We start from the raw sequence: 24,520 nt of genomic DNA on the forward strand, positions 1-24,520 counted from the left end.
GTCTTGAGAATGGCCGTCAAGACCGTTTCAAGTAGAATCGGCGCACAAAACGGTCTTGAGAAAGACGACAAGCTAATAATTCAAGATTTCCTCCGAGCATATGCAATCCTCCCCAAACACAACTTACCTTTAAAAAGCAGTCAATCTATTCCATAAAACCTGTTTTTCGTTTATTCTGATAATATAGGAACCTACATTTGGACTTGGAGTTATTTTTTTACAGTAGGAGAAAAGGGGTTTGCATCATGTTTAAAGAGATTCTCACAAGTGAGGAACAATTCATGGAATTGCGTGAACTGGCGGGGAAACCGAGCGTACGCGCGATGAACAAGGTGATTACCTACCTGGATGAGCATTGCCAAGAATTCATCTCGAAGTCCCCATTTTTGACACTTGCCACTTCGGGGGCGGACGGCAGATGCGATGTTTCTCCGCGCGGGGATGCGCCAGGCTTCGTGCTTGTGTTGGACGATCATCATTTATTCATTCCCGAGCGGCCTGGCAACCGGAGGATGGATTCGGTTCAAAATATCCTTGCCAATCCAAACGTCGGGCTGTTGTTCATGATACCGGGGCTCGGCGAAACTCTCAGGATTAACGGGAAAGCGTACGTATGCCGCGACCAAGAACTTTTGGAGAGGACAGCGGCGAATGGGAAGACGCCTTTATTCGGAATTGGAGTGAAGGTCGAGGAGTGCTTCGCGCACTGTGCGAAAGCGTTCCTGCGCTCGGGGCTTTGGAAGCCGGGCACCTGGCTTTCGGAAGAGACCCAGCCTTTCATGCCGAAAATGCTCGCCGACCATTGCAAGATGCCGGACGTGACCGCCGAGGATGTTGAAAAAGCCCTCCAGGAAGGCTATGCGACAAGGCTTTATTAAACTTTAGAAGAAGTGAACCGGGTTGAATTAGCCTGAAAGTTGACGGATAATCGATTAGGATTCATTCATTCTATTAAAAGGGGGTTAAGCCAATGGGCCGCAGGGTTTTCTGGATTATTATTACAGCTGTTTTTGGAGTCTTGTTTTTCGAAAAAGGAATGAGCCTTCTCGGCGCGATAAACACTGTGGATGGTGAGGGAATCGGGATATCTTTAGCAGGCTTTGAAGTGAATGACCGTGTTCCCGCAGGGCAAATTATCTATTATTCAATCGGGTTTATTCTGGTTGGCGCCATCCTGTTTTGTACTGCTTTCACGATGGTTTTCAAGTCTATTAGACAAATAGCATTCAAGGGCAATTAAGGTAAAGGAGGAATCATGGACAAGTATCTTTGGAAATCTTCATTCTATGTTGTTCTGTTTATTGTTTTTTTCTACTTTTTATGGAATGGGATTTTATCTGGCACTCTAGGCCGCTTCAATATTTTCTTGATGATCTTGTTTCCGCTGATGGGCATTTTTTCGGTCCGGAAAAGTCCAGGCGGGCTTGGAAAAATAGTGCTGATTATCCTACATATTATAGCCATATGCATAATTGGCTTTTTGCTGTTGCTTGGGTTTGGAATGGGAGAAAAATAAAATCGGAAGTTTACTAGGGGGAAATTGTTTTGGAATTAATTATCATTCGCCATGGGGAATCGGAAGCCGATCTGTTGGGAGTGCATGAAGGAAGAGCCGATTTTTCACTGACTGAACAAGGCCGTGAACAAGCGGAGAAAATGGCTGCTTATATCGCTGAAAAATGGAAGCCGGACATTATTCTGGCGAGCACGCTGAAGCGCGCGTGGGAAACAGCACAATTTTTACAAAAAGCAACGGGTTGCGAATTGGTCGCGGAACCAGACCTGATGGAGTATAACAATGGTGTGCTTGCCGGGCTTTCGAGAGAGGTTGCGGCAACGAAATACCCGCTTCCTCCGGGAGGGCGTCCGCCACATATTCCGATTGAAGGCGGTGAATCGGAGCTGGAATTCCGATATAGGGCCGAGGCCGTTTTACAAAAAATCCTTCATGAACATCCTGTTGAAGGACGGATTGCCATCGTTTCGCATGGCGGAATGATTTCTAAGCTTATTAACGCGTTTCTTGGGATCTCAGCTCTAAATGAAACGATTTTTCCGACAGGGGACACTGGATTCCACGTACTTGAAATAAAGAATGGCAGAAAAATGGTTCGTATACTCAACTGCCAGATCCATCTTGTAAGCTAAAATGGGGAGTTGGGGTTTTTGTGACAGGGAGAAAGAAGTGGGTCTTTCTATCGGCGGGAATAGCAATCATTCTTTTATTTATTGGATTTAATTTGCCATTTCAGGAATCCGGGAAATCAACCTCAAAGCCAGAGGTTACAAAACCGACTGAACGGACTGTGCAAAATGTTCGGGCATTCGCCAAGTTATTTGGCTATGTGTATTATTTTCACCCCAGTGACGAAGCTTTCGAACTGGATTGGGAAAAGTTTTCACTTTACGGCTTGCAACAGGTAATGAATGCCAGCAGCGACAAAGAGCTGAAAGAGAAGCTGGAAGAACTTTTCCTTCCAGTCGCACCGACTCTTCAAATCTACCTTGAGGATGAGCAACAACCTGAAAAGCAGGTTTTGAAAAAGGGAGACAAATTAATCGCTTGGCAGCATTTTGGGATGAACATGAATAATGATGACTTCCTTGGCTATAAGAGCGAGCGAATCATTTCTGATTCAAATGGAGAAATCAAGCTTTTCGACCAAACGCTGAAAGCAGGCACCTTTGTTGATAAAAATCTGTCACCCGGGTTGAACGCGAGACTTCCCCTAGTCCTTTACCACAATGGCAAGGAAACTCTGGGAGGAACCAAGGAAGGCAGGAAAAAATATAAGAAATACGAAAAGATGTTGGATTCTATCGACTATGATGAAAAAACAATGTACATAGCCAACACGATATTAACATGGAATGCGTACCAGCATTTTTATCCTTATTTTGATGTCGTTCAGGTCGATTGGGAAGATGAATTGGACAAAGCGCTTGGCGGAATCAATACAGAAGATAAACCGGAGGATTGGGAGAGTAGCTTTAGGCTGATGCTCGCGGCCACCGGCGATGCCCACAATACAGGTACAGGCTTCCATTCCATGAAAAACGGCTTTTTGAGGTTAAGGCTGGAATGGATCGAAGACCAATTAATTGTCATTCAATCAGAGTATGAGAATGTTAAAGCTGGCGATCGAGTCATCGGGGTAAATGGAGTTGAGACGAACGCTTACCTCAGGGAGGCAGAGGCAAAAATACCAGGTTCACCGCAATGGAAGAGATACAAGGCAATTGAGGGGATTTACACTTCAGATTCATTTGAAAAGGAAGTTACATTGACTTTAAGCAGGGATGGCGGAGAATTGTCGCCCATTTCGCTAAAATATGATGGGTTTTTGATCGATGAATTTGATAGGGAATCGTATGAACCAATCCACGAGATTGAAAAAGGAATCTACTATATTGATTTGAACAGGGCATACTCAGAGTTCATTAATGAATATATTGAGAAGCTAACATCAGCAAAAGGCGTCATTTTTGATTACCGCGGTTATCCCGAAGATTTTCAATTGAGTGTTTCCTTGATAAGCCACTTGATTGGCAGTACTGTTAAAACGCCTAAAATTCTCATTCCGCAAAATGTGTACCCCGATCAAGAAAAGGTGGATTTTCAGGACGTCCAGTGGCCAATCGAGCCCGCGAGCCCTAAATTTTCCGGGAAAATGGTTTTTTTAACCTATGCGAAAACGTTAAGTAGACCAGAACTCTTTCTGGATATAGTAAAAGAATACAAACTCGGCGAAATTGTTGGACAGGCATCAGGAGGGAACAATGGCAGCATAATTCGAATCGAACTGGTCGATACATACTCTCCGGTCCACTTTACTGGCGGAAAGGTCCTTAAACAGGATGGCAGCCAGCACCATCTTATCGGCGTTGAACCAACTGTCACGGTAACAAGAACCATTCGGGCTGTAAAAGAAGGCCGAGACGAATATATCGAAAAAGCACTAGAGCTTATTAATAGATAAATACTCACCTGAAACCATCCAGCAGCGGGCATTTATGTTGGATGGTTTTTTAATTGTAGTCGTTCGCCCCACATCCGCTTATAAAACCAGTCTCGCTAATTTATGGGCCGAATTTGGATATATGAACTGTTTGACTAATTATGAACCGGTTTTGGGTTTTATGAACCGGTTTTGTTTTTTTTTGAACCGATTCGCAGATTTATGAACCACTCCCGAATTTTATGAACCGGATTGCCGTATTTATGAACCCCGAAGGTGCTCCCCAAAATCCATAAGAGAAAAATTTTCCAAATTACCCATTGACAGCTAACAACTGTTATCCTACACTAAGGCTAACAGTTGTTATCTTACACGCATCCAAGGAGTAGAAACCATGAATAACGAACCAGAACTGGAACTTTTGCTTGATAAGGATTTGAAGCCGATTGTGAATGGGACGAAGAATAAGATTCTGCATGTGGCGATTGACCTTTTTTCACAGCGGGGTTATCGGGGAGTGTCCATCAGGCAAATCACCGGCGAGGTGGGAATTAAAGAAAGCTCATTATATAAGCATTTTCAAAACAAAGACGAAATCCTGGATACGATTTTTGCTAACTTTAAAGTGGAAGTTGTAAAAATCCTTCCTCCAGAAGAGAGGATTGAACAAGTTGCCCTTATGATGGGTCCGCGGGAATTTCTTGAACGCGGATTGCAAAACTTTATGAACCATATAAATAACCTGACAATGCGGAAAATCTGGCGGATCCTTTACAATGAACTATTTTCCGATGAAAGGGCAAGGAGGATTTATTTTGAAACAATCATCAAGCTGACAATCGATCGGGTTGGCGCTATCTTCGAAAAGATGATGGAGCTCGGCAAGATTCCAAAGAAGGATGCGAAAATGCTTTCGGCGGAATACCATTACACGGTTTTCGCGCTTGTAATGGAATACAATGTGTTGAAATTTGAGGGGAAATCAACGGACGAAATTGAACAGCGGCTTCGGGACCATATCGAGTTTTTCATTAATGCTATATCTTAAATGAGGATTCCAAAGGGGAGATTGGGATGGCGGGTTTTTTTACAAAAAAGGCGGATTTTGAAGTTTCATCAAAAGGGATTAGTAAAGTGGAGAAAGTTAAAATTGGAGGCTTGGAACAGTCGCTTCTAATCCAGGGCCAGGACAAGGAAAATCCGGTCCTTCTCGTACTCCATGGGGGGCCTTCACTTCCGCTGCCGGGTGTATCCTCAAGGGGAAGGGACTACACAATCGTGACAAACACGAAGGAATTGGTCAGGCACTACACCGTTGTGTTCTGGGACCAGCGGGGTACCGGAAAATCGTTTTACCCAGACATCCCGCAGGAAACAATGAGCCTGGCCCAGTTCGTAGAGGATGCGAATGAGCTGACGGATTACTTGAGGAGCCGTTTTGGTGTGGAAAAAATCTTCTTGGCCGGCCATTCATGGGGTTCGACGGTTGCTCTTACCCTTGCTTCGAGATCCCCGGAAAAGTTTTATTCCTATGTCGGCCTGTCCCAGATTGTCAGCTGGACGGAGAACGACAGGCTGGCGCTCAACTGGCTAAAAGAAGAAGCGAAACGGCGAGGGAACCAAAAAGCGCTTAAACAACTTGAATCGGTCGGGGAACCGCCGTTTCTGGAAAGCTTTGAGCAATGGGCGGTCATCCGCCAGTGGCAGCAAAGATTCAACACTCTCATTTATACAGATGATGAAATCAAGCATCCGGGCCTGATCCGAATCACGTTCTCCATGTTCCAATCACCGGATTATACGCTCAAGGATATATACAACACGTTTGTCAAAGGCTTTAAGCTCGTCTATCACCAGGCGTTCATCGAGGAACTTGCCACGAATAATTTTATGGAATCGGTGAAGGAAATTCCGATCCCGGTCACCTTCATCCATGGCCGCAAGGATTTTCATGTCAATGGTGAACTTGTGGGAAAATATGTCCGTATGTTAAAGGCTGAAAAAGGGAAGCGGCTTGTCTGGGCGGAGAAATCGGCACATGCATTCCATCCAGATGATACGAAAATAATCGAGCAATACTTGATTGATGAAAAAAAGCATGCTGTCGAGACAACAGTCACAGAGAGGGAATTCAGTATGCGATAAGGCTTCCCGCACCCACTCAACCCACTGGAAAGTTTTTCTTGCAAACACCCACCTTTGTGATTAAATGATTAATAGAAGGAAGTAGTTTAAAAACGCATAAGGCTTACTAAAAGGGTAAAATTTTTCAGGGTGGGGTTGCATCATGTATAAGTTTGCGGGTTATTTGGCGAAAGGGCTGCTGGCTGTTTTTACGAGGCCAAAAATTTATAATCGCGAGGTTCTTCCTAAGGAAGGTGGCTTTGTCTTGGCATGTACCCATACAGGCTGGATTGATGTGCTCGTTCTCGGGACAGCTGTCCTGCCAAGGCAAATTCACTATATGGCAAAAAAGCAATTATTCGCAAGCCGGTTTGGCGGCTGGTTTTTAAAAAAGCTGAACGCGTTCCCGGTTGACAGGGATGCACCTGGACCAAGCGTGCTGAAAATTCCCCATCGGCTCCTGGCAAAAGGCGAAATCGTAGGGATTTTCCCGAGCGGGACACGCGTAAAGGAACAGGCGGAGCTGAAACAGGGTGCGATTACAATCGCAATGCGCTCCAAAGTACCGATTATTCCGGCGGCATACAGCGGACCGAATACATTCAAGGAATTATTTTCGTTCCAAGGGGCTAGGCTCGTTTTCGGCGAACCAATTGAAATCCCTCCTTCCGCAAGAGACGAAAGGGAATTTTACACCCGTCTCCTTGAGGAAAAACTTTCTGGCCTTCAGAAACAGCTTTCTGCGTAATGGCTTAATTTTGCATAGCCAGGGCACTTTTGGAAAAAATAACAGTGATTTTTCCAAAGGAGGGTAACGAATGGCCAGGAATGATAAAGAAAAGAAAGTCGGAACGGATAAAATGAGCGGCGGTCCCGTCGGAAACGAATTCACAAGCGACAACGCATTCAGCGACCGCGGCCTCGCAAACGAAGAACGAATGAACAAGGCGCTGACAAAAGGAAAAAATCAAAAATAGACATTTGACGAAAGGCCGGAATTCGGCCTTTTTTAAATAGCTCTGGTTCAACCCGGACAGAAACCTATTTGAATAGAATAAAAGAATTTAAATTTCGGCTACAAATAAGGGAGAGACCAATGAATTTTTGCAAAAACGCATTAAACCAAATAAGAATTGTACTTGAAACAATAGCCGCAATCACTGATCAGCTGGATGATGCGGACTTAAAATTTCGTCCTACGGAAAACAAGCACTCGGTAGGGGAATTGCTCGAGCACCTTGCCATGATTTGCATTGCGGATTTTCGGATTGCCCAAGGCTACTCAAAAGTGGAAATGGACAAGTTTTATCCAGAGCATTCGTATAAAACGAAACAGGAAATCAAGGATGCCATTGCTACTAACTATGAAATTTTAAGAGAAGCGTACTTGGGCTATTCCGAAGCGGAACTTAATGAACGAATCACATCCTATTGGGGAGTTACATACTCAAGGTTCGAATGGCTGCTTGAAATCCTCGCGCACCTGAGCCACCATCGAGGCCAGCTGCATGCCATCCTCGTCCACTGCGGCAAAAAAGACCCGGGAATCGCTTTGTTCGAATAGCCTTATTGGTACATATTCATTTACTTTTCACATTCCGGTGTCATAAGATAGCTAAAAAAGGAGGTTGCGCTATGTCGATTGAAAGCGTTAAAGAACACTTGAAACAATGGAACAGGGACCGGGATGTCATGGAGTTTGATACGTCGAGCGCAACTGTTGAGCTTGCGGCTGAAACAATCGGCGTAATCCCGGCACGGATTGCGAAGACCTTGTCGTTCCGTGGTGAGAACGATCAAGCAATTTTGATTGTCGCCGCGGGAGATGCAAAAGTCGACAATAAAAAGTTCAGGCAAACATTTGGCTTCAAAGCGCGGATGCTGAACCCGGATGAGGTGCTTGAACAGACCGGCCATGCGATTGGCGGAGTGTGCCCGTTTGGATTAAAAAATGATCTGGATATTTACCTTGATGAATCGCTGAAACGGTTTACGACCGTTTTCCCGGCTTGCGGCAGCGCGAACTCAGCCATCGAAGTAACCCTCGAAGAACTATATACATATTCATCCGCAAAAGGCTGGGCCGATGTGTGCAAGGGGTGGAATGAGGCCGAGGAAAACATGGCCGCAGCCCAAACAGCTGAAGGATGATAAAAACGAACATGCTGCCGCATCGATGGCTGCATGTTTTTTATTAAAAGGGAACAAGCCAGTCTGTTCTCCTTATTCAATAAAGCAACTCAAATAAGAATACGAATGAAAATGTTGGGGTTGCTAAGTTGCCGCGCCTTGATTTTGCAGTTAGTAGCGAAAAGCTAATTCAAGCCAACAATGATTCCACAAGCATAGGCAAAAAGGTATAGTTTTCAGAATTAACTGGCTATTTTTGAGTCCATAGCGGCATGGACATCATGCAGAATCCTTGTTACGGTTAATTTGGCGGCTATTGTAAACCCTTACATATTATAACTTGCACATACGCTTTGATGGCTGCCGGCTAAAATTCGTTCCATTCACTCAAAAGGAGGAGGAGGATTTTTTGAAAATTAACCGATTGTTGATTGTGGCAATGGCATTGTCCCTAGTCCTGCTTGGCCTTCCATTCTACACACATGCAAGTTGGGAGAATCCTGTAAAGCCCGGATGGAAGGATGGCGAGGCGAAAAAGGGCTGGATCCAAAGCAAGCTCCAGCACATGACACTTGAAGAAAAGGTCGGCCAGCTTTTCATCGTCCATGTTTATGGAAAAACAGCCGAGGACCCAGCCTATGAAATAACGAACTTGTCTAACAACAGGGGCGGTAAAAATTTCAAGGAAGTTATCGAGAACTATAAAATCGGCGGAGTGATTTATTTTAACTGGAGCCAAAACATCACCACTCCAGCAGATCCCGCGCAGGTAAATGCACTTTCAAACGAACTCCAGAAAATCGCAATGTCCCAGCGCATGCAAATTCCGCTTTACATTTCGACTGACCAGGAGGGTGGAATCGTACAAAGGCTCACATCTCCGGGAACTGTTTTCCCAGGGAACATGGCGCTTGGAGCAACACGGTCGACTGAATACGCCGCGAAAACAGCTGATATTTTGGCAAAAGAGCTGAAGGCAATCGGCGTCAACATGGATTTCGCGCCTGTAGCCGATGTGAATATGAACCCGGCGAACCCGGTTATCGGGGTCCGGTCATTCGGAGAAGATCCGAAACTTGTTTCCGATCTGACAGTTGCCCAGGTAAAAGCATTCCAGGAACAGAATGTCAGCGCGACTGCGAAGCATTTCCCTGGCCATGGTGATACAGCCGTTGATTCGCATTACGGCCTGCCAATCATCAACCATGACCTTGAAACCCTTCATAAAGTTGATTTGGCGCCGTTCAAGGCGGCAATCGCGGCTGGCGTCGATTCCATCATGACGGGACATATTGTCGTACCGGCGCTTGATGGTTCTGGTCTTCCGGCAACACTGTCAAAACCGATTCTGACCGATTTGCTCCGGAAGGAACTTGGATTCGACGGACTGATCATTACGGACAGCCTCGATATGTCAGGGGCGAATGTCGTTCCGGCTGACCGGATTGCAGTAGAGGCATTCAAGGCTGGCGCGGATATTTTGTTGAACCCGCCAAATGTTGGCGTCGCCTATAACGCGGTCCTGAATGCCGTGAAAGACGGTGAAATAAGCAAGAAGCGCCTTGATGAATCCGTCTTCCGAATCCTCGAATACAAAATGAAGCGCGGCCTTTTCAACAATCCGTATACGGATACTGCCGCGGTGAAAGCGGTTGGCGCGCCGGAACACCTGGCCGCCGCTGAAGAAATCGCCAATAAGAGCATCACGCTTGTAAAAAATGACGGCGGACTTCTGCCGCTTAAGAAAGCGGAATCCGTCCTGATTGCAGGCCCGTCAACCGGCAAACCTGCAATGCTGGCTGATCTTCTGAAAGCAAAGGGTTATAATGCGAGTGCAATTTCAGCTTCCGCCACTCCTACTGCCGAACAAATTGCCGCTGCAGTGGATATGGCAAAGCAGGCAGACAAGGTCATCGTCACTACCTACAATGGAGCCACAAACGCCGGCCAGAAGCAGCTTGTCAAAGCTTTGCAGGATTCAGGCAAAAAAGTGATTGTCGCGGCAATCCGCAATCCATACGATTTGATGGCGTTCCCGGATGTGAGCGCCTATCTCACAACGTATGGCGACCGCGATGTCTCGATCCGCGCGCTGTCCAGGGTTCTGGCGGGGGAAGTGAATCCTGCCGGCAAACTTCCGGTAAGCATTCCTGGACTTTATGGTTTTGGGACGGGATTGAGTTATTAAGGGTAGAAAAAAGGGGATAAAGAAGAAGCAGGCTGCGATATGCACGCCTGCTTCTTGTATTTTCCCAACAATTCGTCCTTAAAATTGGCCGTGCAGGCACTGAATTTGTTTTGCCCTCTCATTGATTTATTTGTAAAAATTCTTCAACGTTCTTCTATAAATATGTATTCATTTAACAATAAAAAGTTGTTCAACGAGGCATGGAGTTTGTTTATCCTTCCTGGAAGTGCGTATTATTCTAAATAGAAACTATTATTTCGGGGTGAGCATAATGAAATTTGCAAAAGCTGCGGAAATAATCGCTAAATCAAGGAATATAGCCGTCCTAACCGGAGCCGGGATTAGCACGGAGTCAGGGATCAAGGATTTCCGGTCCCGGACAGGCATTTATAAAAAGGCGCCCGAATACATTCTGTCGGTCGATTACTTTTTCAAGCACCCAAAGGAGTTTTATCAATTTGCCCTGGAAAATTTGTATCATCCGGATGCTAAGCCAAACGTAGGACATACGATTTTGGCAAAGTGGGAGAAGGAAGGACGCGTCGGGCAAATCATTACGCAAAACATTGACGGACTCCATCAAAAAGCCGGCAACAGGGAAGTTATTGAATTTCATGGGACGATGAATACGGCCAGCTGCCTGAACTGCGGAGCGAAATACGGAGCCGAAGTAATGCTCCGGCGCTATCGGGAAATGGATGATTTTTATGTGTGCAGTGAGTGTGAGACGAAGAAGGAGCGCGACCGGTACATTAAGCCGGATGTCGTCCTGTTCGGTGATGCAGGTGAATGGTTCACGCCGGAAGGCTTTTCAACAATACTTGGGCGGATTGGCGGAGCCGACTGCATTTTAGTGCTCGGAACAAGCTTGAAAGTGGTACCGTTCTCCTCGTTTCCGCAGCATCGGGGACCAGGAGTGCCGTTAATCATTATTAATAAGGATGAAACTCCGTACGACCATGCCCATAACACAGTCGTTATCAATGAATCCATAGGGAAAACACTTTCGGAAATCGATAAGTTACTGTGATTTTTTGCGTAGGAAAAATATATCGGGCACTTTTTTGAATTTATCCGGGATTTTTTAAGAATATCGGGCACTTTTTCAATTTTATCCGGAATTTTACCCCAGATATCCGGAACTGTCACTTTTCCGCCACATTTAAGCCAACGCCAGCCCGCTTAGCATGAAATCTTAGCACCATATCATAAAAAAGCACCCAAATATGACATTTGTCATGCCTGTCACATGACAGCTGCTACTGCACAGCCTTTTTCTTTTCCTATATACTCATGTTATTAAGGTTAAAAAGGAAGGGGCTTTTAAAACAGAATGACTGTACAAAACCAACAAAAAGCACTCAAAAAACAGGTTGCTCCTTATGAAAAATCCGACACTAAAAAAAGCGTAATCCAAATTTTGAACACACTCATCCCATTCTTGGGCTTATGGTTCCTCGCTTATAAAGCATTGCCGATCAGTTACTTGTTAACACTCGCATTGGCTGTCATGGCTTCGGGCTTCATGGTGAGGACGTTCATCATTTTCCATGACTGCTGCCACCATTCTTTTTTCAAAAACAGGAAGGCAAATAAGTTCGTCGGCACAATCACCGGCGTCTTGACGTTTTTCCCGTACAGCCAATGGGGGCGCGACCATAACATCCACCATGCGACAAGCGGAAACCTCGATAAGCGCGGCACAGGCGACATTTGGGTCCTGACCGTCGAGGAATATGCAAAAGCAACTCCGATGAAAAAATTGGCGTACAGGCTATACCGCAACCCGCTCATCATGTTCGGCGTTGGCCCAATCTGGCTTGTCATCATCAAAAACAGATTCAACCGCCGCGATGCGCGCATGCCTGAAAAAATGAACACATGGCTGACAAACATCATCATCGCCGCCATCATCGCGATTTTGGTTTGGGCAATCGGCTGGAAGGCTTTCCTAATGGTACAGCTCCCAATCATGTTCGTCGCCGGCGTCCTCGGCATCTGGCTATTCTACATCCAGCACACTTTCGAGGATTCGTACTTCGAACACGACGAAGAATGGGAATACGTCCTTGCCGCGGTTGAAGGCAGCTCGTATTACAAGCTTCCAAAAATCCTGCAATGGGTAACAGGGAACATCGGCTATCACCATGTCCACCACCTTGCGCCAAGGATTCCAAACTACAATCTTGAAGAAGTCCATAACAACACACAACCACTTCAGCATGTTCCGACAGTAACTTTGTCGACAAGCCTTGAATCGCTGAAATACCGCCTTTGGGATGAAGAAAAGAAACGTTTTGTCGGCTACTCGGCAGCAAAATCTTTTTCAAAAAAGAGGTCTTCCATTAAAATGAAGCCGAAAACCGAATAATCCCGGCAAGTGAAATCCTCCATTATCCGCTCCCCTCACTGAAGGGGAGTGTTTTTGTATTTTGTATAGCCACAGTGGAGGAGGCAACGTTCTATGGTAAAATACCTGTAAGAGATTTCACTAAAATGAGGTTTGCATATGTTTAAAAAATATTGGGCTCTGCTTGGGAGCACCGGGATTTCCCCCTATATTTGGACAATCCTCGGAATCCTCCCGTTCTACTTTATCTACCTGACTTCATCGACTGTAAAAATTATGGCAGGGATCATCCTGACACTTTCATTTTTTGCGATTTACCGGCTCGCCTTTATATCGAAAGGGTGGACAGTCTATGTATGGACGCTGCTCCTAATAGGAATATCAATCGCGCTCACAACCCTGTTCAGCTACGTGTATTTCGCGTTTTTCATCGCCTATTTCATTGGCAATACACGCAACAGGATTCCGTTCCTCGTCCTGTATTTCATCCATCTCGCCGGGATGATCATCGCAATTAATTTAAAAATCATCCTCCACGATGATTTTTTCCTAAAGCAATTGCCGCTCGTGATTATCGTTGTACTCAGCCTGATCCTCCTGCCGTTCAGCCTCCGCCACCGGAACGAACGCGGGTTGCTTGAAGAAAAGCTGGAGGATGCGAACAAGCGGATTTCCGAGCTCATCAAAATCGAGGAGCGACAGCGGATTGCCCGCGACCTTCACGACACACTTGGACAAAAGCTTTCCTTGATCGGCCTGAAAAGCGACCTAGCAAGGCGGCTTATCTCCAAGGATCCCGTCCGAGCAGCCGATGAGTTAATAGATGTCCAGCAAACAGCAAGGACAGCCTTGAACGAAGTGCGGAAAATGGTCGCCCAAATGCGCGGAATCCGGCTCAGCGAAGAAATTGTCCGTGTCCAGGAAATGCTCGAAGCCGCACAAATCGAGTTTTCCGGCAGCCAGGAATGGTCGCTTCCGAACGTACCGCTCCTCGTCGAAAACATCCTCAGCATGTGCTTGAAGGAAGCCGTCACAAATGTCGTCCGTCACAGCGGCGCGACACACTGTGAAATAACACTATCGCGCACAAACAAAGAAATTTCGCTTTCAGTGAAAGACAACGGGATAGGTAATGTCGGCAAAAGCCATTTTTCAAAAGGAAGCGGCCTTGCCGGAATGAGGGAACGCCTGGACTTTGTAAACGGCACGATTGAAATTGTATCCAACGAAGGCACGGAACTAATCATACGCGTGCCGACAATCGTCAAACATTTAGAAAAGGAGGGCATAAGATGATTCGGATTGTCATTGCGGAAGACCAGCGGATGCTACTCGGCGCATTCGGGTCACTGTTGAATCTTGAAGAAGACATGGAGGTTGTCGGAATGGCCGCGAACGGGGAAGAGGCCGTCAAGCTCGTCCGCTCGCTCCAGCCCGATGTATGCATCATGGATATCGAAATGCCAGGCAAAAGCGGCCTGGAAGCAGCGGAGGAATTGAAAGACTCGGACTGCAAAATCATGATTCTTACAACATTCGCCCGCCCAGGCTACTTCAAACGCGCATTGAAGGCCGGAGTCAGCGCCTATTTGCTGAAAGACGGCCCAAGCGAAGAACTAGCCGGTTCAATCCGCAGCGTCATGGCCGGAAAACGGATTTACGCACCTGAGCTGATGGACGATTTATACAGCGAGGACAACCCCCTGACGGAAAGGGAGATGGACGTCCTCGGCCTCATCGCCGACGGGAAAAACACGAAGGAGATCGCCAGCGAACTCACACTGTCCGCCGGAACCGTCCGCAACTATATCTCGACCATCCTTGACAAACTCCAAGTGAAAAATCGAATTGAAGCCATCACCCACTCCAAGGAAAAGGGCTGGTTCAAGTAAAAAGCGTCGGTCAAAACCCGACGCTTTTTCATTTGCCCGAAATCCTCGGCGCGAAAACTCACCATCTGAATAACCTAAGGATATACGTTCTTAGGAGGTCCAAGGATGTACACTTTTTGGAAAAATGCCTTCGGCGCCCACAAACGGATGGGAGCCGAATACAAAAAGCAAGCGATTGCACACCGTACTGCGGAAATCGCAACCCCGACAAAGCGCCAGCTCCCCAACGAAGCGTATTTCCGCCCAACCTGTTCGCCTGTTTTGAACAACCGCTTTACAAATTTCAGCTTTTTTGATTCTTTTTACAAAAAAACTCACAAAGATATCGTGCTCCCGGCGTCTTTAGTAAGCTCACCGCATGAAACAGTCTTAAACTACTTCAGCATTTTACGCGACGCCGAAAACCTGAAGCCGGGGAAGATGGGGGGATGCGGCACGGTCGGGATGGCGAAAACCCCATTTCCCATTGCATATAACATGCTTAGCGAAAAATTTCGTAGTAAACTCAGCTATCACAAATACCTTAAGTCCTTCGAAGGGATAGGGCGCACACACTTGCTCGTTTTAGAGGAAGTGCCAGCAGACCGCCCAAGCACGGAATCGTTTTTTATCGAACTTGAAACAATCGAAGGCTCTGATAAGGACGTCACTTATTTTGCGTATTATTACGGGTATGTGGATGTAGTAAAGGAAAAAGGACTATATAAAATTGATTCGATTCAGCTTTTCGGAGAAGATTTCCTGTGCGCGGCCTTTCATGGATGGGACCACGATGCTCTGGCAGTCGTTGAGATTAAATTCGGAGAATGGTGCAAGCTTGTTAAGAAAATCAAACCCATTAGGCAGGTTGGGCACCAGAAGATAATCGAGTTTTCCGGAACGGATGGAAATGAATACCGCTTCATCTTTTTTAAACTCACAAACAATACTGATATCCTCGCCGCCCAGTACAGAAAAAAGCCGGGCGGTGATTGGGAAGCAATCCACCTCATTCCGGAGAAATGCCTTCAGGAGGGCAGGGGACACATCGGTTTGAATTAGAAAGGCAGCAGTTACTTTGATTTCACCTGGCGGTTTAACCTGGCCTGAGTGGAAGTATTAAAGGCAGCCCCGGTTGCCGAAGTGTTTAACCTAACGTTCCATGTTTTTATTTTATTTAGCGGTTTGGCCCGGCTTGAGCCGGATCCACGTTACATTTAAGGTACCGTAAACAATTTCGTACCAATGTTGATCAGTTATCGTTTGTCTCCGAAACAATTATTGCGTTATGCCTCGTATAAAAGTTGGAATACCGGTAAAACAGCTCCAATTGTACTTGTTGGTTTTTGTAATCAACTAGATATGTCGTTTTCAAGGCAGTGCTTTTTTTGGAAAAAAGAATGGCCGAGCGTTTGGCGAGGCCTTCCAGGTACTGTTCCAACTCGTTTTTTCTGATTGTTGGTGATTTGCCTGTGGCCATCTTCTGCGCCTGTATTTTTTTAATTGCTCTGTCTATTTTTTCTATCATCTCAAATTTCCCCATTATGTGTTATTCTCACCTCTTCCAACGAATTGATAAATCAGCAATAAATGGAAAATAAAAAAAGCCAGAAAAAGAGAAGAGACATCTTCTCTTTTTCTGACTTATGTTTGGCGCGTGTCCATCCATTGCAATCAGAACAAAATCTATTTAACTTGTTAACTTGTTAGAATGTCGTTGGCCAAGATTTTTGTCTCAACCTTTTACTATTCTAACATTGCCAATAATGCCAATCAATACGTTTTGGTGGTTTTATTATAATCCCAGTTTATCCATTTAAAATAAACAGGGTATAGCTTAAATCTTTTTGGAAATTCCAGTCGACGAAAACATCTTCAAACCCGGAATGAAGGTATTTTTCAAAAGCGGGCCGGTGTTCAAGAAGAATTTTCTTTTCAAGGCTGCGTTTCGCCAGCTTTAACGTTTCCTCAAATCCAAGGTTGATTAATTCCTTCTCGATTTGGACAAGGATGCCAATTCGGGCAATCAGCAGAACCCTTGGGCTAAGCAGCGCCGAATACGTTTCCTGTGGGTGCTTCTGCGCCTCAATGCTCATTTCGATAATTTCTTTGTGGACTTTCTCCTTGTTCCTGTAAGAATTACTAAGCGCCGAGTAACCGGCGGGGGAGAGCACGACAATGAACGCCCCGGATTGCGAATCAAGATTCCAGTCATAGTAAAATTCCTCAACATTGCGGCCAATATTCAATGCGAAAAAGCTCTTTATTTCCTCAATCAATGTTTCCATTAGAAGATCACGGGTTTTTTCTACATAAACACTCTGCTTGCTGCCCATCAGTRATTTTTCCATCGGTGACAGGAAATTTGTTATATGAATTGTGATGAAAGGCTCGGCATACGTACAATGGACCGCTCCCGGTCCGCGGCCGAAATTGTCCCGGAGGAGCCTCCCAATATAACCGCTAACTTCTTTTTCAAGGGCAATAGTTTCCATAAATATCCACTCCAAACAGTATTTACCCTATTTATGTTTCCTTCTTTTGTCCTATTTAAACGTATTCGACAGCGGATAGCCTCGCTTGGCATTAGAAAAAAGCCCGCCGTATGAGCGGGCTTTGATGCATTTCCTATTTATACTGCCTGGCTCTTTACCTTGGTCATGCTGATGGTGCTCCAATCCGTTCGGTAGTATCGCACCATAATGGTAACGCCGCAAACGGTCAAGTATGAATAGAGGGCAATCCAGGCGCCGTAACTGGACATATCCAGAACGAAGACCAGCAAATAAGTAAGTGGGATAAATAATCCCCATGCAAGTGCCAATGATGCCCGAAGGAGGAAGGTGGTGTCGCCAATTCCTCTCAAGCCTCCGGAATAGAAGCTATACAAGCCATCAAACAGCTGCAGAAAAGCTGAAATCATAATCAGTTTTGCCGTAAGTTCAAAAACAAGAGGTTCATTCGTATAAATACGGGCAATTTGTTCCGCAAAAACGAACTCAACAAATCCAAGGGTGAAAATGAACAAACTTCCCATGATTGCCGTCTGTGTTCCCATGCTTTTCGCAATAGCCGGCTGCCTGCGCCCGATTTCCTGGCCGACCAAAATTGTAGCCGTCGAACCAAAGGCCGCCGCGGGCATAAATCCGAAACTCATGATGCTTAAAGCGATTTCGTTTGCCGCGAGGGCGTTGGTGCCAAGCCTCGTTACAAAAGCTGTAAAAACGAACATCGCCATACTTTTCGAAAACTCCTGCATACCGAGCTTGAAGCTTTCAATTGAAATCAATTTCGCTTCTGCCCATCTCACAATCGGCATGAGGGCTGGCTTTACTTTTTTCATGAACATGAGGACGGTAAATAAAAGTCCGACCACTTCCCCGATAAAGAGGGCCCATGCCGCGCCGACAAGGCCTAGCTCGGGAAAACCCATTTTTCCATACGTCAAGGCATATGTAAAAAAGATCATCACCACGTTTGCAAGCAGGGAGGCAGCCATCGGTGTCCTTGTATTTCCTATGCCCCTGAAAAAGCCATGAATTGTGAAGCTGAATATCGCAAATATCATTGCAAAGAAGCGGATTTTTAAATAGTCGTTACCCTGGCTAAGCATTTCAGGTGAGCTTCCCAATAATTTAAAAATGGCCTCGGTCCCTGTAAAGCCTACTAGGATAATGAAAATCCCTGCAATTGCGCCGAGGAGCAGGGCGATATAGGTCCGCTGCAGCCCTTTATCCATATCCCCAGACCCGTAATTCTGGGCAACAAGGTAATTTACTGTATGGCCAATCCCCGAAAAGAGCGCCCAAACATTATACATGACAATATTGGAGACACCTACAATGGCAATGGCCATAGCCCCGAGGTTGCCGATCATGATGAGATTGATTGTCCCTGTTACCGTCATGGATGCGAAGGAAGCGATAGATGGTATCGCGAGTCGTAAGATTGTTTTCCAGTTGTTTAGCATGTATGTTCTCCTATTTTGAATCGCGGCTACAGCCGGGTCGTATTATAACTGCCGAGCACCTGGACTTCGTGTCCAAACGCGCGCAGAATGGTGAGCGCCTTTCCCGTTTTTGCTTCGTCCTGGCCTGTTTCTGCTTCAATAAAGAAGTGGTACGTGCCGAGCCTTTTTTTCGTCGGGCGCGATTCGATCCACGTCAGGTTGATGGAAAGGGCTGAAAACACATTCAAAATGGAAGACAATACGCCTGACTGATCAAGTGCAGGTGCAATGAGAAGCATGATTTTATTCCTTTTATGGAAAGGGAGGACTTCAGCACTCCGTTTTCCGACCACGAGGAACCGGGTATGGTTTTCGCCATTATCCTGTACAGAATCGTTGGCTATTTCAAGCCCGAAAAGCCTGGCGGCGGCGCTCGAGGCAATTGCCCCGGCGTCCATTCTGCCCTGTTCCTTCAATGCTTTTGCCGCCGAAGAGGTGCTGTCGAATTCCTTTGTTTTCACACGGGTTTCTTTTATAAAATCCTTGCACTGGGCAAGCGCTGGTGAAATCGACCAAACTTCGCCGATATTTTCCATCGAAGCTCCTTCATTGACAAGCAGTTTGAGGGAGACAGGAAAAATCACTTCCGATTCTATGAAAAGATTGTTCGCAAGAAGGCCGTCCGCGGTAATATTGATTGTTCCTTCAATCGAGTTTTCAATGGGCACGATGCCTTTATCAACCTTCCTGTCCCCGACGGACTCAAGTACTTCAAGGATTGAGCCGCATAGCTGCCAATCGACATCCGTGCCGGTAAACGTCCGTAACGCAGCTTCTTCTGAAAAACTTCCATGTGGTCCTAAATACGCTACTTTCATTTGTATACACTCCTTTTTGCCATGTTATTAAGTATACACAATGGTGGCAGGAGGTCTAGCTTTTTTCGGATTTTTATAAATCAACGGCAAAAAGCAGTGATTTTCCTTATAAAAACTAATTCGGTTTTCGAGTACGAACATTACTGTATTGGAATTTATGGAAGTTAATTGGTTATTTATGTTAAACTATAAGAAAGCATTTGTACTGTGCGAGATGTTTTTTTATTTGTTTGAGGAGCAATACGTTGGAACTTTTAGTGCACTGCTGCGCAGTAGAAAATGGCAGGAAAAAAATCCGTATTTTAAAGAGGTGAGTTTTTGTTCAGTTTACTTGTTTTTTTACTATTTGCAATGCTAGGCATCGTCTGCATCATTGGACTCTTTTTTTACTTTTCCTTCAAAGCAATATATATGTGTAAAAAATGTTCACAAAAAATTGACTCTACACAAGTAGTCTGTAATTTTTGCGGTGCTTTTGTTGAAAATGATAAAGCAGCAGGGAAAGCTATAAATTTTATGAACAATCATCTCGATTATAAATTTAAAAATGACGTAAAAAAGCGGCTTTGAGCATTTATTTTTTGTAAAAGAGGATATGATTTTTAAGGACAGTTCTATTGTTGATCCAGATAAAGGGGCTTGGAATCCATATCGGTCTCCAAGCCCTTTTTTGTGCTAATTTGTCACATGGGGCATACTTTAGGCGAATTGAAAGGCTGGAAGCACTTAAAATTTTGCGCCTGAATTCTCAACCCATTACAATTCAATCCCGTTTTTTACCTATTCCAAAATAACCCCGTCCTGGTAGCCGGCCATGAAGCTGCCGAGAGTATCCTCAAGCAATTCATTGTTATCCGGTATTTGGACAATCAGTTCATTCCTTTGCCCAACCGCGGTAATTCCTACATTTTCGAACCTGTTTACGTTTAGCTGGACCTTAAGCGCTTCAGCGATTTTTTCGGCATCATACCCGTCCTGGATGATATACCGCACATTCTTCATTTTGTCAGCCTCCTTCCTCTCGGTAGTGTTTGCGGGCCATCAAAGGTCTAATCGTTTCAGGGACAAGATTTCTTCTTCGTGTGAAATCCCTTTGTCAGACGGAGTTTCCAGTATGAATGGAATTTTCGAAAAGGCTGATATCATATCCTCCATATGTTCAGGAAGGATTTTGCCGCCTTGAAAAATATTGGCGTGACGGTCCTTCCTTGAGCCATGGGGATGCATTGAATTGTTTAAATGGATGGCCTTGAGATGCTCCGTGTATCCGAGAGTCTGGGCTTTTTCCTTGAATGCCTGCGTATTCGAGCCATCCCACATTCCGCTCGCAAATGCATGGCAGGTGTCAAGGCAAAAACCAATTTTCTCCGGATACTCGCAAAGATTCCTGACCTGGACAAGCTCCTCGAGTTCCGTGCCAAGTGCCGCCTGTTTTCCTGCATTGTTTTCCAGAAGCAGAAGGCATCCGCCGTCCCATTTTTCAAGAATCTCATTAAGCATTTCCAGCATGAGTTCATAACTCGCAAGTGGATTTTCTTCGCTAATCCGGCTCCCGAAATGCACGACAATGCCCATTGAACCACACGCATTCGCGATGGCCAGATCATTAAGGATTGAGGCGATATTCAGCTCTTTTTTTGCAGAAGGAGGGGTAATGCTTGTGGGGTAAGGCGTATGCGCGATTGAAAAAAGCCCATTCTCTGCACAAAACATCCTGCAGCTTTCAGCGTCAGCAAAATCGAATTCCTTTACAGAAAGGCTGCGGGGATTTTTCGGGAAGTACTGGTACGCCTGCGCGCCAATTCGCTTTGCATGCTTTGCGGCAGACAGATACCCGCCACGTATGCTCACATGGCAGCCGAATTTCATATCAGGCCACATCCTTTTTTAAAATAGCCTTCAGCACAAGCGGGGTTTCTATTCACTTTTCGAAAGCAGCTAAAATTGTCCACGATGGCTGCGCCCCTGATAACGCCAAGGCCTTTTATGCGCTGGAATGTCAATCCAACTGGTTTTTCGGAATACTGTTTGAATTTGAAGCAACCTCTGACTTGATTGTTTGTTTTTTCTAAAAAAGCTTTCAGAACAAAGGTCATCTTCTGACTCGTTTGCATCGATTTTCCGAAAAGCTGTCAGAACAAGGGTCATCTTCTGACTCGTTTGCTTCGACTTTCTTAAAAGCTGTCAGAACTTAGCTCTAAATGCAACACTCCCGTAGGATTAACATATGGAATAGCGCCTTCTATGAACGGGCACACTACCGTGGGATTGACACTAACTCGGAAAAGGGGAATGAAGATGAAGGAAATCCTCCAACAAGTAAAAAAGGAATTGGAGAAGGCGCATGACCACCCGGAGATGCACAATTTAGATGAGAGTATCGCCAAACTCAGGGCTGCACTCGAACATCACGGCGATAAAGGAACCATGATTGAAGATGCCATTACTGCGCTCACACAAGCCAGAAATGCCGCTACCGAACTGGAGCACGCAGGTACGTTTTCTTCCTCGGCGGCTTTCGGGGAAGCGTTCAACGCATTGGACCAGGCAATCGAGTCATATACAGATCCAAACAACGACCCATTTTAAAAGGCAAAAAGCAACCAGAATCGGTTGCTTTTTCAATTTACGGGTTCCAGACTGGAAAAGGAATCAAGCAATGAACAGGCATTTTGGGTAGTTGGAGCATCCCTTGAATGAGCCGCCTTTGCCGATTCGGGTGATTAGATGGCCGCCACAGCGTGGGCAAATATTGTTGGCGATGTGGAGTTTCCTTTCCTGCAAGGTGCTTTTTATATTTCTTATATGGGTTTCGCTTTGGATTTTTCTGGCCCGCCTGTCCTGTATGTACAGTTTTGAAAGGAGTAGTTTAATTTTTTCCTGCCGGAATTTCGTTAGCGGATTTTCGGACGTCATGGACTCAATCAGGGGCAGAAGATTCCTGATATGAACAACATCCGCACCCTTAATGGGCTCTTTTAGTTTCAAGGTTGCATTGTGGCAAAAAACAACGATTGAATAAAAAGGGATGTCCGCAGCCGCCTCACCAAGATACTCCTGGATTGCTTTTATGTGTCCGTAGTTTTGCCAGACCGGGTTAGGAAAATAGGAGCGGTGCTTATATTTAATGGCGGTCCAGGTAGAGCCGTTTTCCACACCCGTAATCCATCCGTTGAAATTCTTCGTTTCTATGACAAAAATCCCTTTGGCACAAATGAGGATATGGTCGACTTGGCTTGTCTGGCCATCACCTTTTGGGATATACAGGTCATCCAATAGAAAATGGGTAGCAGGATCAAGCGTCTGCAATAACCTGCTCACCTGTTTTTCACCCAACCTGCCCTTAAAGGCAGCGGGGGTGAATAGGAAGTCCGTGAATAATTCGACTAATTCTGCCAGGAACGTAGCCATGATCGTACATCTCCCAATTAACAAATATAGGACTATCATACCATATTTAGCCAGTAGACAAAGGTTAAATTTAACAATTTGCCAAAGTGCATGATTATAAGGGATATTCAGCTAAATATCGTATCGCACTAACAAGGTTTTATAGTTTAAAATCTTCTCATTCCTAACAAAAATTAATTGCTTAAAAATTGTCTTGAGTCTAAAAATGTTTTATCTTTTAAAAAAAGGAGTGGGAAAAAATGCCTAAGATTCAGCTGCTAAATCCTGTACCCGGGAAAAAGGGTGCCGCAATTGATGAATTGAAATACCTTGTTGTGAAGGAAACAATTCTGACGATCATCAACGAAAGAGGAATTGTCCAATTCGGGGACCTTTTGGATGAAGTGGGAAACCGTTTGAAAGGCAGCTTTGATGGCTCGCCATCTTGGTACTGCACCGCGGTAAAGCTCGATCTTGAGGCCAGGGGCGAAATTGTAAGAATTAAAGGTTCGAAACCACAAAAACTTCAGGCGGCCAAAAAGTAATACGATTTTTTTAAAAAAATAGTGGTTAAAAAACTTACAAAGAGAAGGTGCTTGATGAAAAGGAACATGACTAACTTCGCAGGGATCATACTTATCATTTTGTTATTGATCGGCCTCCTTGCAAACCATTTTTATTTCCAGCCTAAAAAGGAATTGGCAGCCGCAAAGGAAAAGATGCTGGAACAGCTTTCGGAAAAGTACGGCAAAGAATTCGAGGTTAGTGAAATAACCTATGGAAAAGCTCTCGGCGACAGGGAAGGGGCCTACACGTCCTCCGTTTATCCAAAGGGTAACAAACATTTAACGTTCCAAGTCCACGTCGCGGAAAACGGTAAAATTATTGACGAATCCTTTAAAGAAACGAAATGGAGAAGCGAAGCAATTAAATCATGGGAGCCTTTCATGAGCAAGTTCGGCCGCGTTTCGTATGCCGTTAATATTAGCATCCCGGAGGACATTAGGAGCCAATATGATTTAGAAGATACATATGAACAAATCTATGAAAAACACAAACACGCAATGAGCGAATATGTTTTCATCGGCGAGGTTGAAAAATCCTTTGATAAGAAGAAAGAAAGCGAAAATGTTGCCGAAGTGGCGAATTATGCCTTGCAGCGTGGCCTGCACGATTTCTCGATTGAATGGCTGTTCTTTAACAAAGGAAAGCAGGACGCCGATGTATTTAAAATGAAGAAGAACATTCCTTCCTACAGCTGGCGTCTTTCAAAAGAGGCCCTTCCGGAAAATGTGACAGGTGATGATCTTGACAAATTCATTATGCAGCACTAGGCTACCGGGACATCATTGTTCAAACAGGATGCATAAAAGAAGGCACCAACAGAGGAGAGGACCCCATAAAATAGCCTTCTTCAGCAAACCCATTCGTTTTTTTAGTCAATTGCATTTTATATAGGTTGAAATAAAAATGGGTTCCAAATGTGAACGAGGTGGTTGATTTCCGCTCCGGGCATTTCGCTTTCCGCGGGGCGTCAGTGGAGCCTCCTCGTCGCGTTGCTCCTGCGGGGTCTCCCCTTGCCGCTCAATCCCGCAGGACAATTGGCTTCCTCGAATGGGCTTTGCACGAAGGAAATGCGATAGCATTTTCGAGGAGTCTACATGCCTGAGCTCCAATCAAC

27 protein-coding genes are annotated in these 24,520 nt (G+C 45.3%); 20 read left to right on the forward strand and 7 right to left on the reverse strand.

Annotation, left to right across the window (positions count from 1 at the left end):
- The first annotated feature begins 245 nt into the window (after positions 1 to 245).
- The 17 genes from ADU24_RS10480 (at position 246) to ADU24_RS10555 (ending at position 15,684) form a co-directional block, all read left to right on the forward strand.
- A complete protein-coding gene (locus ADU24_RS10480; protein ID WP_053366581.1) occupies positions 246 to 878 on the forward strand; it encodes a pyridoxamine 5'-phosphate oxidase family protein in 633 nt (210 codons plus the stop codon).
- A 92-nt stretch (positions 879 to 970) separates the two neighbouring features.
- On the forward strand, positions 971 to 1,240 hold the full coding sequence (locus tag ADU24_RS10485) for a hypothetical protein (RefSeq protein ID WP_053366582.1): 270 nt from the start codon (positions 971 to 973) through the stop codon (positions 1,238 to 1,240).
- A gap of 15 nt (positions 1,241 to 1,255) precedes the next feature.
- Positions 1,256 to 1,516 carry a hypothetical protein gene (locus ADU24_RS10490; RefSeq protein WP_053366583.1) on the forward strand — a complete coding sequence of 87 codons (261 nt, stop codon included), beginning with the start codon at positions 1,256 to 1,258 and terminating at the stop codon, positions 1,514 to 1,516.
- A 29-nt stretch (positions 1,517 to 1,545) separates the two neighbouring features.
- Positions 1,546 to 2,148, forward strand: a complete 603-nt coding sequence (locus ADU24_RS10495) for a histidine phosphatase family protein (protein ID WP_053366584.1) — start codon at positions 1,546 to 1,548, stop codon at positions 2,146 to 2,148.
- A 20-nt stretch (positions 2,149 to 2,168) separates the two neighbouring features.
- Positions 2,169 to 3,980 (forward strand): S41 family peptidase, encoded by a 1,812-nt coding sequence (locus ADU24_RS10500; RefSeq protein ID WP_053366585.1) that lies wholly within the window; start codon positions 2,169 to 2,171, stop codon positions 3,978 to 3,980.
- A 373-nt stretch (positions 3,981 to 4,353) separates the two neighbouring features.
- Positions 4,354 to 5,007, forward strand: coding sequence for a TetR/AcrR family transcriptional regulator (locus ADU24_RS10505; RefSeq protein ID WP_053366586.1), 654 nt, complete (start codon positions 4,354 to 4,356; stop codon positions 5,005 to 5,007).
- 26 nt (positions 5,008 to 5,033) lie between these two features.
- Complete coding sequence (locus ADU24_RS10510) at positions 5,034 to 6,104, forward strand: alpha/beta fold hydrolase (protein WP_053366587.1); 1,071 nt, start codon at positions 5,034 to 5,036, stop codon at positions 6,102 to 6,104.
- A 142-nt stretch (positions 6,105 to 6,246) separates the two neighbouring features.
- On the forward strand, positions 6,247 to 6,831 hold the full coding sequence (locus tag ADU24_RS10515) for a lysophospholipid acyltransferase family protein (RefSeq protein ID WP_053366588.1): 585 nt from the start codon (positions 6,247 to 6,249) through the stop codon (positions 6,829 to 6,831).
- Between the two features lie 70 nt (positions 6,832 to 6,901).
- Positions 6,902 to 7,060 (forward strand): hypothetical protein, encoded by a 159-nt coding sequence (locus ADU24_RS23015; RefSeq protein ID WP_156324553.1) that lies wholly within the window; start codon positions 6,902 to 6,904, stop codon positions 7,058 to 7,060.
- Positions 7,061 to 7,179: 119 nt separating this feature from the next.
- Positions 7,180 to 7,647, forward strand: a complete 468-nt coding sequence (locus tag ADU24_RS10520; RefSeq protein ID WP_053366589.1) for a DinB family protein — start codon at positions 7,180 to 7,182, stop codon at positions 7,645 to 7,647.
- Positions 7,648 to 7,718: 71 nt separating this feature from the next.
- Positions 7,719 to 8,234, forward strand: a complete 516-nt coding sequence (locus ADU24_RS10525) for a YbaK/EbsC family protein (RefSeq protein WP_053366590.1) — start codon at positions 7,719 to 7,721, stop codon at positions 8,232 to 8,234.
- Positions 8,235 to 8,622: 388 nt separating this feature from the next.
- Positions 8,623 to 10,401, forward strand: coding sequence for a glycoside hydrolase family 3 protein (locus ADU24_RS10530; RefSeq protein WP_053366591.1), 1,779 nt, complete (start codon positions 8,623 to 8,625; stop codon positions 10,399 to 10,401).
- A gap of 271 nt (positions 10,402 to 10,672) precedes the next feature.
- Positions 10,673 to 11,431, forward strand: coding sequence for an NAD-dependent protein deacylase (locus ADU24_RS10535; protein ID WP_053366592.1), 759 nt, complete (start codon positions 10,673 to 10,675; stop codon positions 11,429 to 11,431).
- Positions 11,432 to 11,734: 303 nt separating this feature from the next.
- Positions 11,735 to 12,772, forward strand: a complete 1,038-nt coding sequence (locus ADU24_RS10540) for a fatty acid desaturase (RefSeq protein WP_053366593.1) — start codon at positions 11,735 to 11,737, stop codon at positions 12,770 to 12,772.
- A 138-nt stretch (positions 12,773 to 12,910) separates the two neighbouring features.
- Complete coding sequence (locus ADU24_RS10545; RefSeq protein ID WP_053366594.1) at positions 12,911 to 14,047, forward strand: sensor histidine kinase; 1,137 nt, start codon at positions 12,911 to 12,913, stop codon at positions 14,045 to 14,047.
- Complete coding sequence (locus ADU24_RS10550; RefSeq protein ID WP_053366595.1) at positions 14,044 to 14,643, forward strand: response regulator transcription factor; 600 nt, start codon at positions 14,044 to 14,046, stop codon at positions 14,641 to 14,643. The genes ADU24_RS10545 and ADU24_RS10550 overlap by 4 nt, the downstream gene beginning before the upstream one ends.
- A gap of 105 nt (positions 14,644 to 14,748) precedes the next feature.
- Complete coding sequence (locus tag ADU24_RS10555; protein WP_156324554.1) at positions 14,749 to 15,684, forward strand: hypothetical protein; 936 nt, start codon at positions 14,749 to 14,751, stop codon at positions 15,682 to 15,684.
- A 190-nt stretch (positions 15,685 to 15,874) separates the two neighbouring features.
- On the opposite strand, the gene ADU24_RS10560 is transcribed toward ADU24_RS10555, so the two are convergent.
- From ADU24_RS10560 to ADU24_RS10590, 6 genes are all read right to left on the reverse strand, one after another.
- On the reverse strand, positions 15,875 to 16,150 hold the full coding sequence (locus ADU24_RS10560) for a hypothetical protein (RefSeq protein WP_156324555.1): 276 nt from the start codon (positions 16,148 to 16,150) through the stop codon (positions 15,875 to 15,877).
- Positions 16,151 to 16,430: 280 nt separating this feature from the next.
- Positions 16,431 to 17,117, reverse strand: a complete 687-nt coding sequence (locus tag ADU24_RS10565; RefSeq protein ID WP_053366597.1) for a DUF2294 domain-containing protein — start codon at positions 17,115 to 17,117, stop codon at positions 16,431 to 16,433.
- Between the two features lie 137 nt (positions 17,118 to 17,254).
- Positions 17,255 to 18,592: an MATE family efflux transporter gene (locus tag ADU24_RS10570; protein WP_053366598.1), complete on the reverse strand. Its 1,338-nt coding sequence runs from the start codon at positions 18,590 to 18,592 to the stop codon at positions 17,255 to 17,257.
- 26 nt (positions 18,593 to 18,618) lie between these two features.
- Positions 18,619 to 19,449, reverse strand: coding sequence for a prephenate dehydratase (gene pheA / locus ADU24_RS10575; protein WP_053366599.1), 831 nt, complete (start codon positions 19,447 to 19,449; stop codon positions 18,619 to 18,621).
- A 780-nt stretch (positions 19,450 to 20,229) separates the two neighbouring features.
- Positions 20,230 to 20,451 carry a hypothetical protein gene (locus ADU24_RS10585; protein WP_053366601.1) on the reverse strand — a complete coding sequence of 74 codons (222 nt, stop codon included), beginning with the start codon at positions 20,449 to 20,451 and terminating at the stop codon, positions 20,230 to 20,232.
- Between the two features lie 39 nt (positions 20,452 to 20,490).
- A complete protein-coding gene (locus ADU24_RS10590; protein WP_053366602.1) occupies positions 20,491 to 21,318 on the reverse strand; it encodes a deoxyribonuclease IV in 828 nt (275 codons plus the stop codon).
- Between the two features lie 429 nt (positions 21,319 to 21,747).
- On the opposite strand from ADU24_RS10590, the gene ADU24_RS10600 reads away from it, so the two are divergent.
- Entirely contained in the window at positions 21,748 to 22,038 is a 291-nt protein-coding gene (locus ADU24_RS10600; RefSeq protein ID WP_053366604.1) for a hypothetical protein, read from the forward strand.
- Positions 22,039 to 22,101: 63 nt separating this feature from the next.
- Here the strand turns inward: ADU24_RS10600 and ADU24_RS10605 are convergent, their stop codons facing one another.
- Positions 22,102 to 22,860, reverse strand: coding sequence for an NERD domain-containing protein (locus tag ADU24_RS10605; RefSeq protein ID WP_197277499.1), 759 nt, complete (start codon positions 22,858 to 22,860; stop codon positions 22,102 to 22,104).
- A gap of 239 nt (positions 22,861 to 23,099) precedes the next feature.
- On the opposite strand from ADU24_RS10605, the gene ADU24_RS10610 reads away from it, so the two are divergent.
- Entirely contained in the window at positions 23,100 to 23,384 is a 285-nt protein-coding gene (locus ADU24_RS10610) for a DUF6958 family protein (RefSeq protein WP_053366606.1), read from the forward strand.
- 54 nt (positions 23,385 to 23,438) lie between these two features.
- Positions 23,439 to 24,173 carry a hypothetical protein gene (locus ADU24_RS10615; protein ID WP_053366607.1) on the forward strand — a complete coding sequence of 245 codons (735 nt, stop codon included), beginning with the start codon at positions 23,439 to 23,441 and terminating at the stop codon, positions 24,171 to 24,173.
- The last annotated feature ends 347 nt before the right edge of the window (positions 24,174 to 24,520 follow it).

This window comes from Bacillus sp. FJAT-27245 (assembly GCF_001273955.1).
Taxonomy (GTDB): Bacteria; Bacillota; Bacilli; order Bacillales; family Cytobacillaceae; genus Bacillus_D.

Excerpts from the sequence above, each read along its gene's own strand:
- ADU24_RS10480 (WP_053366581.1), top strand. The coding sequence starts at position 246 with ATGTTTAAAGAGATTCTCACAAGTGAGGAACAATTCATGGAATTGCGT.
- ADU24_RS10485 (WP_053366582.1), top strand. The coding sequence starts at position 971 with ATGGGCCGCAGGGTTTTCTGGATTATTATTACAGCTGTTTTTGGAGTC.
- ADU24_RS10490 (WP_053366583.1), top strand. The coding sequence starts at position 1,256 with ATGGACAAGTATCTTTGGAAATCTTCATTCTATGTTGTTCTGTTTATT.
- ADU24_RS10505 (WP_053366586.1), top strand. The coding sequence starts at position 4,354 with ATGAATAACGAACCAGAACTGGAACTTTTGCTTGATAAGGATTTGAAG.
- ADU24_RS10510 (WP_053366587.1), top strand. The coding sequence starts at position 5,034 with ATGGCGGGTTTTTTTACAAAAAAGGCGGATTTTGAAGTTTCATCAAAA.
- ADU24_RS10515 (WP_053366588.1), top strand. The coding sequence starts at position 6,247 with ATGTATAAGTTTGCGGGTTATTTGGCGAAAGGGCTGCTGGCTGTTTTT.
- ADU24_RS23015 (WP_156324553.1), top strand. The coding sequence starts at position 6,902 with ATGGCCAGGAATGATAAAGAAAAGAAAGTCGGAACGGATAAAATGAGC.
- ADU24_RS10520 (WP_053366589.1), top strand. The coding sequence starts at position 7,180 with ATGAATTTTTGCAAAAACGCATTAAACCAAATAAGAATTGTACTTGAA.
- ADU24_RS10525 (WP_053366590.1), top strand. The coding sequence starts at position 7,719 with ATGTCGATTGAAAGCGTTAAAGAACACTTGAAACAATGGAACAGGGAC.
- ADU24_RS10535 (WP_053366592.1), top strand. The coding sequence starts at position 10,673 with ATGAAATTTGCAAAAGCTGCGGAAATAATCGCTAAATCAAGGAATATA.
- ADU24_RS10540 (WP_053366593.1), top strand. The coding sequence starts at position 11,735 with ATGACTGTACAAAACCAACAAAAAGCACTCAAAAAACAGGTTGCTCCT.
- ADU24_RS10545 (WP_053366594.1), top strand. The coding sequence starts at position 12,911 with ATGTTTAAAAAATATTGGGCTCTGCTTGGGAGCACCGGGATTTCCCCC.
- ADU24_RS10550 (WP_053366595.1), top strand. The coding sequence starts at position 14,044 with ATGATTCGGATTGTCATTGCGGAAGACCAGCGGATGCTACTCGGCGCA.
- ADU24_RS10555 (WP_156324554.1), top strand. The coding sequence starts at position 14,749 with ATGTACACTTTTTGGAAAAATGCCTTCGGCGCCCACAAACGGATGGGA.
- ADU24_RS10560 (WP_156324555.1), bottom strand. The coding sequence starts at position 16,150 with ATGATAGAAAAAATAGACAGAGCAATTAAAAAAATACAGGCGCAGAAG.
- ADU24_RS10570 (WP_053366598.1), bottom strand. The coding sequence starts at position 18,592 with ATGCTAAACAACTGGAAAACAATCTTACGACTCGCGATACCATCTATC.
- pheA (WP_053366599.1), bottom strand. The coding sequence starts at position 19,449 with ATGAAAGTAGCGTATTTAGGACCACATGGAAGTTTTTCAGAAGAAGCT.
- ADU24_RS10585 (WP_053366601.1), bottom strand. The coding sequence starts at position 20,451 with ATGAAGAATGTGCGGTATATCATCCAGGACGGGTATGATGCCGAAAAA.
- ADU24_RS10590 (WP_053366602.1), bottom strand. The coding sequence starts at position 21,318 with ATGAAATTCGGCTGCCATGTGAGCATACGTGGCGGGTATCTGTCTGCC.
- ADU24_RS10600 (WP_053366604.1), top strand. The coding sequence starts at position 21,748 with ATGAAGGAAATCCTCCAACAAGTAAAAAAGGAATTGGAGAAGGCGCAT.
- ADU24_RS10605 (WP_197277499.1), bottom strand. The coding sequence starts at position 22,860 with ATGGCTACGTTCCTGGCAGAATTAGTCGAATTATTCACGGACTTCCTA.
- ADU24_RS10610 (WP_053366606.1), top strand. The coding sequence starts at position 23,100 with ATGCCTAAGATTCAGCTGCTAAATCCTGTACCCGGGAAAAAGGGTGCC.
- ADU24_RS10615 (WP_053366607.1), top strand. The coding sequence starts at position 23,439 with ATGAAAAGGAACATGACTAACTTCGCAGGGATCATACTTATCATTTTG.